Source organism: Bradyrhizobium sp. BRP20, assembly GCF_020194215.1.
In the GTDB taxonomy this organism is placed as follows: domain Bacteria; phylum Pseudomonadota; class Alphaproteobacteria; order Rhizobiales; family Xanthobacteraceae; genus Bradyrhizobium; species Bradyrhizobium yuanmingense.
The window spans coordinates 16567-32810 of the sequence record NZ_JADYVY010000013.1 but is presented as its reverse complement, the minus strand read 5'-3'; the positions used below and the strand labels follow the sequence as shown (position 1 = coordinate 32810).

General features: G+C 58.3%; 10 protein-coding genes and 1 pseudogene. 3 read left to right on the top strand and 8 right to left on the bottom strand.

Annotation, left to right across the window (positions count from 1 at the left end):
* Positions 1 to 73 precede the first annotated feature (73 nt).
* From I6F33_RS26410 to rfbC, 8 genes and pseudogenes are all read right to left on the bottom strand, one after another.
* On the bottom strand, positions 74 to 1501 hold the full coding sequence (locus I6F33_RS26410; RefSeq protein ID WP_225132532.1) for an HlyD family type I secretion periplasmic adaptor subunit: 1428 nt from the start codon (positions 1499 to 1501) through the stop codon (positions 74 to 76).
* Complete coding sequence (locus I6F33_RS26405; protein WP_225144584.1) at positions 1498 to 3717, bottom strand: peptidase domain-containing ABC transporter; 2220 nt, start codon at positions 3715 to 3717, stop codon at positions 1498 to 1500. The genes I6F33_RS26410 and I6F33_RS26405 overlap by 4 nt, the downstream gene beginning before the upstream one ends.
* A complete protein-coding gene (locus I6F33_RS26400) occupies positions 3695 to 4015 on the bottom strand; it encodes a hypothetical protein (protein ID WP_225132534.1) in 321 nt (106 codons plus the stop codon). The genes I6F33_RS26405 and I6F33_RS26400 overlap by 23 nt, the downstream gene beginning before the upstream one ends.
* A 10-nt stretch (positions 4016 to 4025) precedes the next feature.
* Positions 4026 to 5298: pseudogene (locus tag I6F33_RS26395) on the bottom strand (DUF4082 domain-containing protein).
* A gap of 1127 nt (positions 5299 to 6425) precedes the next feature.
* The gene (gene rfbA / locus I6F33_RS26390; RefSeq protein WP_225132535.1) at positions 6426 to 7313 is read right to left on the bottom strand and encodes a glucose-1-phosphate thymidylyltransferase RfbA; all 888 of its coding nucleotides are present in this window, start codon (positions 7311 to 7313) and stop codon (positions 6426 to 6428) included.
* The gene (gene rfbD, locus I6F33_RS26385; RefSeq protein WP_225132536.1) at positions 7222 to 8211 is read right to left on the bottom strand and encodes a dTDP-4-dehydrorhamnose reductase; all 990 of its coding nucleotides are present in this window, start codon (positions 8209 to 8211) and stop codon (positions 7222 to 7224) included. The genes rfbA and rfbD overlap by 92 nt, the downstream gene beginning before the upstream one ends.
* A gap of 7 nt (positions 8212 to 8218) precedes the next feature.
* Complete coding sequence (gene rfbB, locus I6F33_RS26380) at positions 8219 to 9277, bottom strand: dTDP-glucose 4,6-dehydratase (protein WP_225132537.1); 1059 nt, start codon at positions 9275 to 9277, stop codon at positions 8219 to 8221.
* 14 nt (positions 9278 to 9291) lie between these two features.
* Complete coding sequence (rfbC, locus tag I6F33_RS26375; protein WP_225132538.1) at positions 9292 to 9849, bottom strand: dTDP-4-dehydrorhamnose 3,5-epimerase; 558 nt, start codon at positions 9847 to 9849, stop codon at positions 9292 to 9294.
* A 339-nt stretch (positions 9850 to 10188) separates the two neighbouring features.
* Here rfbC and I6F33_RS26370 point away from each other — a divergent pair, with 339 nt between their 5' ends.
* The 3 genes from I6F33_RS26370 to I6F33_RS26360 all read left to right on the top strand — a co-directional run bounded on the left by I6F33_RS26370 (position 10189) and on the right by I6F33_RS26360 (position 16235).
* Positions 10189 to 12525, top strand: a complete 2337-nt coding sequence (locus I6F33_RS26370; protein WP_225144652.1) for a Wzz/FepE/Etk N-terminal domain-containing protein — start codon at positions 10189 to 10191, stop codon at positions 12523 to 12525.
* Between the two features lie 78 nt (positions 12526 to 12603).
* The gene (locus tag I6F33_RS26365) at positions 12604 to 14616 is read left to right on the top strand and encodes a hypothetical protein (protein WP_225144583.1); all 2013 of its coding nucleotides are present in this window, start codon (positions 12604 to 12606) and stop codon (positions 14614 to 14616) included.
* Between the two features lie 149 nt (positions 14617 to 14765).
* Positions 14766 to 16235: an exopolysaccharide biosynthesis polyprenyl glycosylphosphotransferase gene (locus I6F33_RS26360; RefSeq protein WP_225144582.1), complete on the top strand. Its 1470-nt coding sequence runs from the start codon at positions 14766 to 14768 to the stop codon at positions 16233 to 16235.
* Positions 16236 to 16244 lie beyond the last annotated feature (9 nt).

Sequence of the window (16244 nt, the reverse complement as noted above, 5' to 3'; positions counted from 1 at the left end):
CTCGACTCTCGCGAGCGCGCGCCCTCTCCGGATGAGGACTGATCTACCTGAACCGGCATCTACGCTGAATTACCTAGTACTCCCGGATGCTTTCATCCAGTCCGCGTAGCAATGGATAGAGGAAGTAGGAGATCACGGTGCGCTTGCCGACTTTCAGTTCGGCCGTCACCGCCATACCCGGAATCAGTTGAATGCGTTCAGCCGGCAGCCGAAGGTGCGTGTCCGACAAGTCGACCAGTACGCGGTAATAAGGAGCTGGCGCGCGGCGCGCACCTTCGGCCTTCGTATCCGGGGAGAACGTATCCTGACTGATGACGCGGACTTCTCCCGTTGCAGTTCCATACTTCTGGAAGGGAAACGCTTCGAACTTGATCCGAACCGACTGTCCGAGCGCCACCTGACCGATATCCCGCCCCTCGACGTTGACCTCCGCCTGAAGCGGCACGTCGCGCGGAACCAGAACAAACAACGTTTCGGCCTCGCGAACCACCGAGCCGACTGTCCGGTTCGCGATATCCAGCACTACGGCATCTGCCGGCGCCTGCAGGATGATCAACTGTCGACGAAGCTCGGCCTTCTTCAATTCCTCTGCTGCGCTATTGCGCTTCGGCAGCGTCTCCACCAGTTCCTGATAAGTGGTGCGACGCAACTCCTCGGCGAATACTTTTCGGTCGGCGCGGGCCTTCTCCAGCCGATGGGTACTATCGGCGATACTGCCGCGGACACGCGCCAGATTGCTTTCGACCTCGAGCCGAGCATCGCGAGACAGTAGGAAGTTCAGCCTCGAGCCGACCTCTTTATCCATCAGCGTGGTTCGCATCGCCTCAATCGAACGCATTGTGTCGAGCCGCTGAAGGAGAACCGCCTCTTCATTCTGTGCTGTCTTGAGATTGGCTTGCGCGGAAGCGATCTGTGCGTCGTAGTTCTGGATCTGCGCCTCGTAGGCGGCTCTCTTCTGCAAGAACAACTTGCCTTGCAGGATCTGATCCGCGTTCGTCAGCTCTTTGATGGCATACTCGATTCCGTTCAATTCAGCGCTCAGACGATCGATCGACGCATCGAATCCAGCCACTCTGCCGCGCAGTTGGTCGAAATCCGCCTGCGAAAACGTCGGATCGAGCGTCGCCAGAACGTCGCCGCGGTTGACGCGATCACCGGCCTTGACGTGGATCTCGCGTATGACCGACGTTTCCAACGGCTGCACGACCAGGTTGGGACGCGTCGTGGTAAGTTTTCCCTGCGCCGTGACGATCATCTCCACCTGCGAAACGGAAGCCCAGATGACCACGAAAGCAATTAGTGCAAGTACGCCGTAAAGGGTGAAGCGCGCGAGCCGCGGTGGCGCTTGCTGCTCGAGTTCGGTCGCATCGGACTGGAATTCGGCGATGATCGGCGCTCGCCTCGGCCCTTGCCTGAATAGCCTGCGGCGGCGCTCGACAGATCTGGCCGGAACGAGACCGTTCGGCTTCACATCCGCGCGTGATGGACCTGTCTCCCTCATGCAATCTGCTTCATCTGTTGATTCCACAAATGCCTGTAGATAGTGCATTTCGATAGGAGGTGATCGTGGCGATCCATATCGACGATCCGGCCGCGGTCCATCACCAGGATCTGGCTTGCTTCGGTCAGCATAGACAACCGATGCGAGACGACGATAACGGTACGTCCTGCCGCCAGACGGCGGAGATTGCGCCTGATGATCATTTCGCTTTCGGCATCGAGGGCACTCGTCGCTTCATCGAAAATCAAGATCCTTGGATTGACGATCAGAGCTCTCGCAATCGCGAGCCGCTGCTTCTGCCCGCCGGACAGGTTCGAGGCATCCTCCTCAAGCATGGTGTCGAAGCCACGCGGCAACCGTTCGATGAACTCGTCGGCGCCTGCGAGCTGCGCTGCAGCGACAACCTCGGCAAAGGTGGCATCACGCTTCACGCAGGCGATATTGTCGCGAATCGTTCCGCGAAACAGGAAATTGTCTTGCAGGACGATCCCAAGGTTTCGGCGCAGATGCGCGAGGTCGAGCTCCCTGGAGTCATATCCGTCGATGCGCAGCAGCCCCTGCTGCACCGGATACATGCCCGAAATCAGCCTGGTGAGAGTCGTCTTGCCTGAGCCGCTCCGTCCCACGATTCCGAAGATCGATCCTGGCTCGACGGTGAAGGAGACATCATCAAGCGCCGGCGATCCCTCGGATCCGTAGCGAAAAGAGACACTTTCGAACTCGATTTTGCCGGCAAGGTCGGGCCGCAGCCCATCTTTCCGACCGTCGCGCTCAGGCCTCTGATTCATCACCTCGCCGAGCATTTTCACGGCAAGAGCCACCTCCTGGTATTCGTGCACCATGGTCACGAGCTGGACCAGCGGTCCGGAGACCCTGCCGGCCAGCATATTGAAGGCGACCAACGCGCCGATTGTCATTTCGCCGGCGAAGACATCGAGTGCCCCGACGGAGATGATTCCGAGCGTCATGATCTTCTCGAGAAATCCGGTAAGCGCCTGGGCGCCTGCGGAGATCTTCTCGACACCGAATCGCATGGTCACGGACTGCGCGCAGCGGCTATCCCAAACCCTGCTCTGCGCTGGCTCCATCCCCAGCGATTTCACGGTGCGCATGCCGTGAACTGCTTCGACGAGGAGAGCCTGCCGCGCACCTTCTGCTTGATATAGATCATACAGTCGTCGTCGAAATGGACCCATGAGCAGGCCGACGACGGCGCCGCTCGCGGCGGTGAAGGCCAGGACCATCAAAGTCAATTTGACGCTATAAAGCGCAAGGACCGGCAGGAAGACGAATAGCGAAAGCGCATCGAGGGTCGTCAGAAACAAGCGCCCGGTCAGAAACTCACGGATCCTCGCCGCCTGCTGCATGTGCCTGACCAGGACCCCGGCGGCCATGTGTTCGAAAAACGTGACCGGTAGCCCGAGGAGATGACCGAACGTCTTCGTAGCGACGCGAATGTCGACCCTATTGGTCGCATATAGCAACAAGTAGCGCCGCAGAAAGCCGAATATCGCGTCAAAGACAAGCGCTACGGCCGCTCCTGTCGCGAGTACGTACAGAGTGGTGAAGCTTTCGTGAACCAAAACCTTGTCGATGACGAGCTGGAAAAATATCGGGATGACGAGGCCCAACGCATAGAGCAGGATGGCGGCAATGGCGACATCCCTGAACAGCCGCCATTGAAGAAGCAGTTCCGGCACAAACCACCGGAGGCCGAAACTCCCTCGACCATCCTGTGTCAACTGCTCGCGCTTGATCAGGATCGTGTCACCGGGCCACTGCGCACAGAATCGATCGCGCTCGACAACCAAGACCTCGTGCTTGCGATCGGCGAGCGGGTCGAAGATGCTGACGACCTCGGTGCCATCAGTTCGCCGTCCCGCGCCAAGGACAGCGATCCAGTTGCCATTGGCGAGCCTCGCCAGCGCCGGATAGGCCTCTCCAAGACGAATCAACGCGCCCCAATCCAGCTTCGTGCTCTTCGCGCGCAGGCCTGCATCCTTCGCCATGCGCAGCAGGAGATTCAACGAGAGCGGGTCGGCTACCGCATACGCATGCTTCAAGCGTTCGACCGGCAGATCTATGCCATGGTGACTGGAAACCTTGGACAGGCATTCCAATGCCGTCTGGGTCGACAATCCGGGCGCGGGCGCGTCCGCAACCCGGTCGTTCGCGCCGCCAGCGGCATCGACGTCAGCGGAAATTCGAGGAGACATTCAGAGACCGTGTGTTGGGCGGCAGCGCATCACGTACTCCCGACGCACCGTTGTGCGATTGAGCCGGCTGGTTCCGCCGGACCACGCCCGCATCAACCAGGCCCTGAAGCGCCTTCTGCATCACGTCGACCGAGTTGGCGAAAGATTCGACCGAAAAGATCAGACGCTGAGAAAATACGCGCTTCGGGGCGTTGTTGGCGTCACGCTCTGTCGGTGAAAGACTGACCAGATCGACGCGGACGATGGTTCCGCTGACGGTAATTTCTTCGATACCATCGGTATAAAGTTCGGCGTGCATCTTACGTCTCCTATGCTGCTAGCTGAGGTCTGAATAGAACGTCCACGGCGTAACTCGTCGCGTTGAAACTGCTCGTGGGGAACAAACTGTCGGTCCCGTACGCGTAAACGCCGTTGCCGCCGCTCGACGACGACGACGGAGCCGTTAGCGGTCCATTCGTGAGGGAGCTGGCGAAGAGGTTTGGATCCGCAGAATAGCCTCCCGCACTGTGGTAAGACGCAATATACGTGGTCCCCGCCGCGATCGTCACCGGAGTGCTGAAGTTGACCTGCTGCCAACCACTCGCCGTTTCGTTGGTGAACGTGGCCGTCGCCAGAAGCGGCAACGTGCGTACCCGTGTTGGACGGTCCCTTGTAGAAACGTAGCCCGATGATATCACCTGGGGCGGAGGCCTGGAATTTCATTCCAACCTCGATCGCCTGGCCATCGTTGGCCGATACAACACTCGGCGTGGGATTGGAGCTGAACAGGCTAACGACGTTGGACGATGGGGCATGCACCGTCACGTTGACGGAGGCGCTTGCAGTGCCGCCCCGGCCGTCTGAGATGGAGTAGTCGAAAGAAGTCGGCCCGGTAAAGCCGCTCGCTGACGTAAACGTTACCGAATTGTTCTGGGCGTTGAAGCTGGCGGTCCCATTGGCGGCACCGCTCACGCCAGTGATCGTCAGAGCGTCTCCGTTCGGATCGGTATCGTTGGCAAGCAGCGCCGCCCCGTCGATAGTAAAAGGGACGCCTTGAGTGGCGTGGAAGCCGTTGTCAGCCGTAGCCACCGGTTGCTGGTTGCTGCCGCTGGTTCCGTTGGAGACGACGTCGACCCAGTAATTGCTGGCGTTGTACGTGCTGGTCGGGAACAGATTGCCGGTGCCGTAGGTGTAGACGCCGTTGATGCTCGCAGGAGCCGTGAGCGGACCGCTGGTGCGCGCGGTGGTAAAGTAGTTGGTGGTGGACGCATAATGGCCATTGCTGTGAAAGCTCGCCACGTAGGTCGTGCCAGCCGAGATGGACACGGGATTGTTGAATGTGACGGTCTGCCAGCCACTGCTGCCCTCGTTGGTGAACGTCGCGCTCGCCAGCAGCGTGCCGGTACTGCTCGTTCCCCCGACATTAGTGCTGATTGCTGTCGCAAACCCTTCGGTCAGAGTTGAATTCTCACCCGGCTGAATCTGCCAGACACTCTTCGGCGTACCTGGCTTCTGGTTTTCCAGTACAATGGGATTCGTGGGCGGATCGGAAACAATGGTGCCTCCCTGCCCATCGCTTTCAAACTTCCAATTCAAGTCCATCCCCGAGAACAGCAAGGAGACATTGGCCGCACCGTTGCTGAAATCGACCGTGCTGATATTCGAGCTATTGTCGTAGTGGACGGTCGCCGACATCGACGATGTAAACGGGAGATCCTTCAAGTCGATGAGGTTGCCTGGCGCAAGCGGCGCTCCCGGCGACGAACCGGCGATCAAGCCGTGGAAGTTGGCCGACTGATCGAGGACAAGCGTGCCAGTTTCCGTTTCGAACGACACCGTTATGCCGGAGAACGATCCATTCAAGAACTGGCCGGAAACCGAACCTCCGATCTCCAGGATCGCCTTGTCTGCAATCTCGAAAGATCCAGTGCCGCTGACGTCACCCCTGAACTCCCCGGTCGGAATGCGATTGCCGAGGAACGCTCCAACCTCGACTGTCCCATTGTTCAGCACATCGCCTTCGACGATAAACGGCGAGCCGGCATTCAACGAAAGCGTCGCACCTGCATCGAGGATCAGACTCCCAATATCAACACCGGCCGAGCTCGTGACGACATACGTTCCTGCCGCATCGAGGAAGGCAGCGTCGATGGCGCCTGGGAGCCCGGCGCTCCAGTTCGCTGCGACATTCCAGGCGCCGTCAGTCGGATGGACCCAGTGAGTGGCGCCGGGAGTGGAAGCCGATTGTGATTTCTCCGCTGCTTCGCCCGCCACAGATGAGAACGTTGGCGCCAGGCCATTATGACCGCTCGTCAAAGACGTCGAAGATAGCAGCGCAGGCAATCGCGACCTGGAAGGTGCAGCGAAGAGAGCGGGCATAACGCCGCGCAAGCCCGCCGAGTCGGTCCGATGCGCCTGTTTGAGGAACGCGGCGTCACTCCCTGGAGCGAATGATCCGCTTACTGATCGATCAACAACCCGCGGAGCCCAGAGGCCAAGTGCGTCGAAACCCGCGAAAGCGCTCGCGAACGCCGATTCCTGCCAAAGGGCTGGAATATCCTGCTCCCAAAAAACGTGCCGAGTTCCCCGGCCGAAGGCGGTCGCCTTTTGAATCAGCATGAGCATACCGATTAAATGAATAATCGCCTCTTAATATTTTAATCGCATTTTAAACCACAGTCAATTCAATGCATATAATTTAAGCCGGCCTCGATATCGGCCGAGTGGTGCTAACGCGAGGCAAACTGCGGCAGTCGCGTGATTTCGCTCAGATATTTGCCGTAGCCGCTCTTCTCCAATGGTTGAGCCAACGCTAGGAGTTGATCGCGATCAATGAAGCCAAGTCTGAACGCGATCTCCTCGAGGCACGCAATCTTCATTCCCTGGCGCTTCTCCAGGGTCTGGACGAACGTCCCCGCGTCGATGAGAGATTCGACCGTGCCGGTATCCAACCACGCAAATCCCCGCCCCATGCGTTCAACGTGGAGCGCATTGGCCGAAAGGTAACGCATCTGAAGATCGGTAATCTCGAGCTCGCCGCGCGCCGATGGCTCGACACGGCGAGCGTAGCGGACGACGCGGTTGTCGAAAAAATACAGCCCCGTGATTGCCCAGTTCGAAGCCGGCCGTTTGGGTTTCTCTTCGATCGATACGGGGCGGTCCGCTTCATCAAACGCGACCACGCCGTATCGTTCTGGGTCTCGCACGTGATAGGCAAAGACGGTTGCGCCTTCCGAGCGACCTGCCGCCCTGGCAAGCAACTCGCTCAGGCCATCGCCGAAGAAAATATTATCCCCAAGCACCATCGCTACGCGATCGCTTCCGATGAAATCGGCTCCGACAATGAACGCGTCTGCCAGACCAGCGGGGCGGGTTTGTTCAGCATAGCTAAGCTTGATCCCCCATTGACTGCCGTCGCCTAGCAATCCCTCGAACTGACACCGATCCGAAGGCGTGGTGATGATCAGAATTTCGCGGATCCCTGCCAGCATCAGCGTCGACAGGGGATAGTAGATCATGGGCTTGTCATAGATCGGAAGCAACTGCTTGCTGACCACTCGTGTGATCGGATAGAGGCGCGTTCCGCTGCCGCCAGCCAGCACGATTCCCTTCAGCATCGGTTTCTCCTTCTCCGACCAGCTGGTCCAGACAAGCTTGGAGTGAATGGCGCCAAGGCGCCAGGCGAATCCCGAACACGCGTTCGGCCTTGGATGAGTCCAGGCGCGAGTTCCGAGGCCGACGCGCAGCGGTCGGAAACTCCTCAGTCGTGATCGCCTCGAGCGCCCGAATCCGCGCTCCACGACGGGAACACTCGTGGAAGATTGCCTGCGCAAAATCGTGCCAGCTTGCCTCGCCTTGGCCGCCGAGATGAAAGATCCCGGCCGTGGCCCTGCGGTCTTCCGTTGCTGACTGTTGTGCGATCCGGAGGACGGCTTCCGCGAGGTCGAACGCGTAAGTCGGGTTACCATGTTGGTCGCTGACAACCCTCACGACCTGCTGCGTCTCGCATAGCCGCAGCATCGTTCGGACGAAGTTGCTGCCATAGGGACTGTACAGCCAGGAGCATCTGATCACGGTCGCGAGCGGGTGCGCTGCCAATACAGCAGCCTCCCCGGCAAGCTTGGATGCGCCGTAGACGTTCAACGGCGCTGGAATGTCGCTTTCATCGTACGCATCGGGTTTAGCACCGTCGAATACATAGTCGGTCGAGATATGGATGAGCGGAATGTTCATTTGCCACGCGACATCCGCCAGCGCGGCCGCGCCATCGCGATTGATGCTGAAGGCCCTCGCCGCTTCAGATTCGGCCTGATCTACCGCCGTATAGGCGGCCGTGTTGATGATCGCAGACGGCCCGATCGACGCAATGAGCTTGTCGATACCTTCCCGATTCTCTAAATCGAGTTCTGGGCGCCCGAGAGCTACCGCAGGCAAACCGCGCGTTGTGGCAAGATCACGAAGGCACATTGCCAGCTGACCATTCCGTCCGGCAAAGAGGATTGGTCGATCTGTCATCTCCACCTCAGTTTTGGGCGGCCAGGAGACCCAGACGCGAGCCGTCATAAACGCCGCTGCGAGCACGCTCCCACCAGGCGCGGTTCTTGAGATACCATCCGACGGTTTCGAACAGGCCGTGTTCGAAGGTTCTGATCGGTTTCCAGCCGAGCTCGCGATGTGCTTTCGATGCGTCTATTGCATAGCGGGCATCATGCCCGGGACGATCCGGCACGAACGTAATGAGAGAACGTCTGCACCCCGCGCCCGGAGATAAGCGATCCACAACGTCGCAGATCCGGGTGACGACCTCCAGGTTGGATCGCTGGGCATCTCCGCCGAAATTGTACTTCTCGCCGGGCCTTCCTTCGTGCAAAAGTCGTATCAAGCCCGCAGCATGATCATCGACGTGAAGCCAGTCGCGGATATTCCTTCCGTCGCCATAGACCGGCAGAGGCTTCCGGTCGATCGCATTGAGAATCGTCAGCGGGATGAGCTTTTCCGGAAACTGATAGGGCCCGTAATTGTTCGAGCAGTTCGACACGATCACCGGCAGGCCGTAGGTCCGAAACCACGCGAGTGCGAGGTGGTCCGCGGCGGCCTTGCTCGCCGAATAGGGCGAGCTCGGCCTGTAGGGCGCATCCTCGCGAAATAGATCATCTGGTCCCAACGAGCCGTAGACTTCGTCTGTCGACACATGGATGAATCGGAAGTGCTTCCGCCTCGAAGCCGGTAGACGTTCGTAGTAGGCTCGGGCCGTCTCCAAGAGCGTGTAGGTGCCAACCACATTGGTATTGACGAAGGCGTCAGGTCCGTTGATGGAGCGGTCGACGTGGCTTTCGGCGGCCAGATGTATGATCGCGTCAGGCTCATAGTCGGCGAACGCAAGATCCATGGCCGCGCGATGGCAGATGTCGGATTGCAGGAACGCATAAGTCTCCAGCCTCTCGATGCTCGCGAGCGAAGCCAGATTGGCTGCATACGTCAACTTGTCTATGTTGATCACTGCGGCACCAGTCTGTAGCACCAAACGGCGACAGACCGCAGAACCGATAAAGCCCGCTCCGCCGGTCACCAAGATACGCATTCTACTCGTCTCCACTAGTCGAAAACGCAACCGAGCTGGCTGAGCGTAGGAAGAGTCTGATCCTTTGGCGACACGTGGGCTTCTGAGGGCGTCACGGGCCACTCGATTGCTAATGTTGAATCAGCCCAGTAAACGCCGCCGTCATGACTTGGGGCATAGACCTGGTCGACTTTGTATAAGACGACGGTTTTGGGCTGCAGCGTACAGAAGCCGTGCGCGAACCCCTTCGGGATGAACACCTGCTCGCCGGTTTCACTATCCAGCTGTATCGCGATGTGCTTGCCGAAGCTGGGCGATGAACGCCGGAGGTCAACTGCAATATCAAGAATCGCCCCGCTCAACACCCGTATCAACTTCGCCTGGGCGAAGGGCGGCCGCTGGAAGTGCAGGCCGCGCACCGTGCCGATCCGATCCGAGCTGGACTGATTGTCTTGAACAAAGTCATGGAGAATTCCCTTCTCTGCAAACGCTGATCGCTGGAAGGTCTCAGAGAAGTAACCGCGGGCGTCGGAAAACCGATCTGTGCGAATGATTTTGACATCAGGGATCGCCAAGGACCGCAGCTCCAACATTGGGTACCCTTCTGTCCGCTCTCAATTCGATGAGGCGGACCATAATCTCCGTCGAGATTAATCTTTCACGCTCACAAAACCACGAAACGGTCCCACGATTTCGGCGAAAGCCGTTAGATCAGCCTGCAAGTCACGGAAATCGCAGGGCATTAGCAAACGCCCTTTGAGCAAAACCGCCACACCTGCATTTTTCATCTCCGCTTCGATTAATATATTGTCTATTTAATTTGGCAAGCAGGTTTTTATAAGGTATATAATTTCATACCATCTCGCAGATCGCTTTAAATGCCGCCTGCGGGCGGGCGGGCGCAATGTGACCAATCGTCGGACAGGTACGTGATGCTTCAGAACAATCTTCAACATGCGGATAGAATGCGGCTGCCGGTGAACGGACCGGCTCAACCCGCCCAGGCGGACGGTGGAGGGATCACCGACGTCATCAATTTCGGCATCGGGCTTCTACGGCGTCAGTATCTCGTAATCCTTGTTACCGCCGTACTCGCCACTGCGGCCAGCTTGCTCTATCTCCGTTTGGCTTCCCCAACCTATACGGCGCAGGTTCAGATCCTGTTGGCCAATCCCAGGCCTCAATTTGTCCAGCAGCAATCACTCCTCGCCGAGCCGGCCTTCGATCTCAGTCAAATCGAGACACAGCTTCAGCTCCTGAGATCAAAGGCCAATGCGGTTGCAGTAATTGACAAGTTGAAACTGGGCGAGGATCCGGACTTTAGTGCATCCGGCCTCTCTTTGCAGGCGCTCTGGCAACGAATTTGGCCATGGCCCTCGACTAGATCGAAGAAGGATGCGCCACCCGAGACGAATGGCGAACCATCGGACACTCTCGTAGACGCATTTCTCAGTCGGCTTTCCGCTGGACGTGTCGGGTACAGCCGGGTCATTGAGATCAGCTACAGCTCGAGCAACGCAGCTCGGGCCGCGGAGATCGTAAATGCGATAGCCGACACTTATGTTGCAGACCAGCTCAATGCAAAATTTGACGCTAATCGCAAGGCAACCAGTTGGCTGCAGGAGAGGCTACGTGATTTGGGCGACCAAGCCCTCGCCGCGCAACGTGCTGTCGACGTCTACAAGGCTCAGCACAACATTGTTTCTCTGGGTGGAAAGCCCATCGACGAGCAGCAGATCACGGAGATCAACAATCGATTGGCCGCCGCACGGGCTCAGACATCTGAAGCCACCGCCAAGTTGGCTCGCTATGAAACTCTCCTTGCCGTCGACCCGAAAAAACCATCCTCGATAGACAATCTGGATGCTATCGGGACGGATGCGCTGAACAGCCAGATTATTACCGGGCTGCGCCAGCAATATCTGGAGCTCACAAGACGTGAGGCCGAGTTGGCCGCGAGGGTCGGTCGTGACCACTTGGCAGTCGTCAATATCCGGAACCGCGCGCGAGAGTTCCGGGCCTCCATTTTTGACGAGGTCAAGAGACTTGCCGAGGTCAGCCGAAGCGAATTCGAACTGGCCAAACAGCGCCAGGACGAAATCGAAAAGCAATTATCCAAAGCCGTTTCGCAATCCCGTTCGGTGAATTCTGCTGAGCTGACCATCAAGGACTTGGAAAGCAAGGCAAAGGGCCTGCATAGCTTGTACGAGACCTTCCTTCAGCGCTACATGGGCTCTACACAGCAGGAGACGTTTCCCACCTCGGATACGCGGGTACTTTTTCCGGCTTCGCCGCCGGCGAGCAAGAGCAAGCCGAAAGCAAGGTTGATCCTGGCGTTTGGCATTCTCGGCGGTCTCGCGCTGGGCATCGGCTTGGCGCTCCTCAGAGACCTCATGGACCGTGTCTTTCGGACCTCTTCACAGGTGGAAACCGTACTGGAGTTGCCTTGTCTATCTTTGGTCCCGTTGTTGCCGGCCCGCAAATCTTCCAAACCACCAATCCGCCTTCAGAAGACCGATGATGATGTTCAGCAACGGATAGCCTCGTCTCCAACTGCAATTCATCAGACCGTGGTGGGGATGCCACTATCTCGATATACGGAGGCCATTCGTTCCATCAAGCTAGCGATCGACCACAACCCGGCGAAAATCTCTTCCCAGGTCGTCGGCATTACCTCTGCGTTACCGAATGAGGGCAAGACCACGATTGCAGCCTCGCTCGCACAGTTGATCGGGCACACCGGCAGAAGAGCTATCATCGTCGATTGCGACCTCAGGAATCCCTCACTAACCGGCATCTTCGCGCCCAAGGCGGCCTGCGGGATCATCGAAGTTGCAAACGGTAGCCGGTCGCTCGCCGAAGCTGTCTGGAGGGACCCGACGACCAATCTTGCATTTCTGCCCGCCGTGCGTCGCGGACCTTTGCTCCACACCAGCGAAATTCTTTGCGCGGACTCGATAAGCAAACTCTTCGACCGTTTACGGGCCGAGTATGACTACATCATCGTCGACCTTCCGCCCCTGACGCCCTTGGTGGATGTTCGAGCCACTTCATCCCTGATTGACTGCTACATTCTCGTTGTTGAATGGGGCCGGACCAAGATTGATGTCGTGCAACACGCACTGCACACGGCACCAAACGTTCACGAATCTCTGATTGGGGCAGTTCTCAGCAAGACCGATACCAAGGCGATGGCTCGATATGACGGTCATCGAAGCTACTATTACCATGATAGCCATTACATCCGTTATGGTCTTTCTGGCTCTTGAGGCTGGCTCATAGCGGCCTGCCCCTTTAGCTGGCCTGAGGGACCAGCGGAGTGACCGCACAACACCACGGGTGTTCACATGATGGTCCGGCTTGTCATATTGGCCGAGTTGGTGGCGATTGCCGCGGCGTTTGCAATGCCAGAAAGCCTGCAGGCCTGGGTATTGATATCTGTGATACTCGCAACAGCGGCGCTAACGGTCGCGATCTTTCTACCTCCCTCCTCCGTCGGGCTTGCTAAACTGCTCCGCCCTAGTCTCGTCGTTGTACTCGCGGCTCCGGCGCTCTGGATGGCTTTGCAAGCGGTGCCGATGCCGATTGGCAAACTCGGCAATCCCATTTGGGCTACTGCATCGGCGACCTTAAACGAGCCCCTTGCCGAAAAAATCACAGTCGACACCACGGCGACCATGTTCTCGCTCGTGCAGTATTGCGCCGTGCTTGCTGCAGCTCTCACTGCAGCAGTCATCGCGCTTGACCGACATCGCGCAGCGCTACTGCTACATATTCTGCTGTCGATAGCTGCAATCGTTACCGCCTTGTGGTTCGGCAGGGAAATAACCGGTGTGGCTGGGCCCGATGGCTCAACCGTCGCGGTGCTCGGTATGTTGCTCTCCTGCGCAACGGCCATTCGTGCGGTCGATCAAATACTCCGACGCAGTCGGCCAGGAACAATTGCGCTAGGCCCTCTCCCTGCGTTGTCCGTCGCGACCATCGCATTGATTGTCTGTATGGCGGCGCTGCTCATTCGGGGCAACTCGACTGCACTCGTCTCGGCCCTCCTCGGCTCAGAAATCTTGCTCTCGGTGTTCGCGGTTCGCAGGTGGTTCCCGGGATTGTGGGGTACCGCTGGCGTCCTTGCGACTGCCACAATTGTCTTCATTGCCACGGCTACGGTCATTCCCTTCAGAACGAACACCGATCTGACGATCGTCCTGTCAACGAGCAGTCAGGCCGCAACAGAACGGATGCTGCAGGACGTCGCGCCGGCAGGATCCGGTGCGGGTGCTTCGACGGTACTTTTGCCGATTTACCAGGACGCTGGAGTTGGCGACACGCCGGAAAGGCCAACCGCCGCCGCCACGATCGTCATAGACATGGGGTGGGCTTTTCTCTGCGCGGTCGTGGTTGCTGCCTTGCTCTGCGCTTCTGTGCTGATCAGATGTGCTCTGTCGCGTGCTTACGATTACGTCTTCCCAGCGCTGGGCGCCGGTGCATTGATTGCAGTGACGATACTGGCGTTCTCCGATCATGGAATTCTGAGTTTAGGAGCATCGCTTCTGGTCGCTGCGCTTTTTGGGCTGGCGTTCGGTCAAAGCCTCTCCGACGCAGGACGTGACGCCATATCTTCTGAGCCGAAAGCGACGTCTGACCAAATTGCAGTTCAAGCACCTGCGCCTCGCCGAACGTTGACCCCAACGCTAGTCGCCATTTGGCCCCGCGTTAGCCTGATGGTACTTGGTATTGTGCTGATCGTGGAGGCAGCGTGGATGGCCCTTCCTGAGCGGTATCTCGGTGCAAGATCGTCTTTGCCGGCAGTTCTGCCGACTGCAGCAGCAGGGCCGAGCGCGATGTCGAAGACGATTTCCCTTGCGGCAGCGCGCAAAGATTTATTGATCCGAGGGGGATCAACATTCAACCGGGATTCAGCTCTGGCTGCCGACGAACAAAGGACAGCTCCTCCCATGACTTCGGACGAGTTTGCCCGTGCATTGCGCTCTTCGCCACTCCGCGGCGACATTTGGCTCTTGCTCGCGGCGACGTCGAAGCACAGTTCGCCCCAGCCCAACACGGCAGCGATGCTCAGAATGTCATACTATACTGCGCCGAATGATTTGGACCTGCTTCCGTTGCGCGTATCGGTCGCACTCGCCGCAGATGTCATGGTGCGGGAGCCCGACCTGCGGGAATTGATCAAACGGGACGTCAGCCTCGTCGTTAGGCATCGCCCTGCCCTCAAGCCAGCCCTTGTGACCGCGTACCGGTCAGCCTCGGCTGATGGTAAGATGTATTTCGAAGGCCTGATTTCGGAACTCGATCCGACGTTCCTCGACCAGGTGCACGCGCAGAGTTCCAAAAGGGGTTCTCGATAACCTCAAGAGCCGCGCCTTCAGCCCAAGCCACGATCGCAGATCGGCGACAAAGGGGCGCACGCCATTAAATGCGCGGAACCTGGGTTTTTGCTTGATAAGCGCGATTAATTAATAAATAATTAAATATTAAATCGCAGAGCCCCCGGCACATGAATTTCGTGAACCGATATTTCCCCAATCGGGAGGTTACGGATCGCCTCAGTCCCGAACCGACGGTATCCCGCGAGCCCAAATGGCCCCTCCGTTATGACGCGGTCGAGCACGTGGTGCTCGGTGCTGATGTTGCGACTATTCTGTTGGCCAGTCTCGTCTCTACATTGCTTTACCAAGCTCAGTATGGGGAAGCCGCGGCCAACTTGGCCAACGCCCTTGGCTTGGCGCTGGTTAGCGCAGCTTGTCTCGTTTGCCTGCTGAAGACCTACGGCCTTTATCAGCCGGTTGAGCTCCTCGTCCTCCGAAACCAGATGCGCGCGGTCTGTTTAGCTTGGATGTCTTCAGTACTTTTCATCTTGGCGGTGTACGGCTTCGCAATTCGCCCGGAGACCTCTCAGCACCCAGGCCTGCTCTTCGCCGTCTTGGGCCTGAGCTTACTTTTGGGCGAACGGTGGGGAGTCAAGGCGCTTCTCGGAAGGGCCCTGAGCGGCAGGAGGTTCGCCACTACAAACATTGTTCTGATCAGCGATCAACTATTGGCGAAGAATGTGGGATTGTCCGAGACCTTGTCGATGCACGGGTATCTCGTCAAGAAACGGTTCAGCTTGCCTCCGTTAGGCTTTGGTCCTGCCTGCCGAAGGCGGCTCACGACGCGCGTCATCGACTACATCCGCACCTGCCATCTTGATCAGGTGGTGGTGGAAGCTGAACCGGAGCGATGGCCCGAACTGCGAGCCTTTGTTGCCGATCTGCGCGTTTTGCCCTTCCCGATTATATTCGTGCCTGTTGGCACGACATCCGAATTGCTGCGGCACCCCAAGCGGAGTCTTGGAAGCGCCGTTTGTGTAGAGCTCCAGCGTGGCCCCCTCACACCGCTGGAGTGCGCGATCAAGCGGACGATTGACGTTATCGGTGCGGGCCTCGCATTGGCGATGCTCGCCCCGCTGCTTGCGCTCACCGCGGTGGCGATCAAGCTAGATTCCCCGGGCCCTGTATTCTTTCGGCAGCAACGCTGTGGCTTTAACGGCCGAATCTTCTTGATCCGTAAATTCCGGACCATGCGTGTGCTCGAGGACGGGCCCGTAATCCTTCAGGCCAACCGCGCCGATCGACGCGTTACCCGCGTCGGCAAATGGCTGCGCCGCTTGAGCTTCGATGAATTGCCGCAACTGCTAAACGTTCTCGATGGCAGCATGTCGCTCGTGGGCCCGCGTCCTCACGCCGTGGCTCACGACAGTGAATTTGACAAGCTTGTGCGAAACTACGCGCTTCGGCACCGGGTCAGGCCAGGATTGACTGGCTGGGCTCAAGTCCATGGCTGCCGGGGCGCCACTCCCACAGCAGTCATGGTCGAAACACGTGTCCAATATGATCTCTGGTACATCGACAACTGGAGTCTTGGGTTGGATCTCGCAATCCTCCTGCGAACTCCGGTAGAGGTCTTGCGAGGGCGCAATGCCTACTAGAGCACAGAT

Excerpts from the sequence above, each read along its gene's own strand:
- rfbD (WP_225132536.1), bottom strand. The coding sequence starts at position 8,211 with ATGACAGATCGACCAATCCTCTTTGCCGGACGGAATGGTCAGCTGGCA.
- rfbA (WP_225132535.1), bottom strand. The coding sequence starts at position 7,313 with ATGCTGAAGGGAATCGTGCTGGCTGGCGGCAGCGGAACGCGCCTCTAT.
- I6F33_RS26400 (WP_225132534.1), bottom strand. The coding sequence starts at position 4,015 with ATGCACGCCGAACTTTATACCGATGGTATCGAAGAAATTACCGTCAGC.
- I6F33_RS26365 (WP_225144583.1), top strand. The coding sequence starts at position 12,604 with ATGATGGTCCGGCTTGTCATATTGGCCGAGTTGGTGGCGATTGCCGCG.
- I6F33_RS26405 (WP_225144584.1), bottom strand. The coding sequence starts at position 3,717 with ATGTCTCCTCGAATTTCCGCTGACGTCGATGCCGCTGGCGGCGCGAAC.
- I6F33_RS26410 (WP_225132532.1), bottom strand. The coding sequence starts at position 1,501 with ATGAGGGAGACAGGTCCATCACGCGCGGATGTGAAGCCGAACGGTCTC.
- I6F33_RS26370 (WP_225144652.1), top strand. The coding sequence starts at position 10,189 with ATGCTTCAGAACAATCTTCAACATGCGGATAGAATGCGGCTGCCGGTG.
- I6F33_RS26360 (WP_225144582.1), top strand. The coding sequence starts at position 14,766 with ATGAATTTCGTGAACCGATATTTCCCCAATCGGGAGGTTACGGATCGC.
- rfbB (WP_225132537.1), bottom strand. The coding sequence starts at position 9,277 with ATGCGTATCTTGGTGACCGGCGGAGCGGGCTTTATCGGTTCTGCGGTC.
- rfbC (WP_225132538.1), bottom strand. The coding sequence starts at position 9,849 with ATGTTGGAGCTGCGGTCCTTGGCGATCCCTGATGTCAAAATCATTCGC.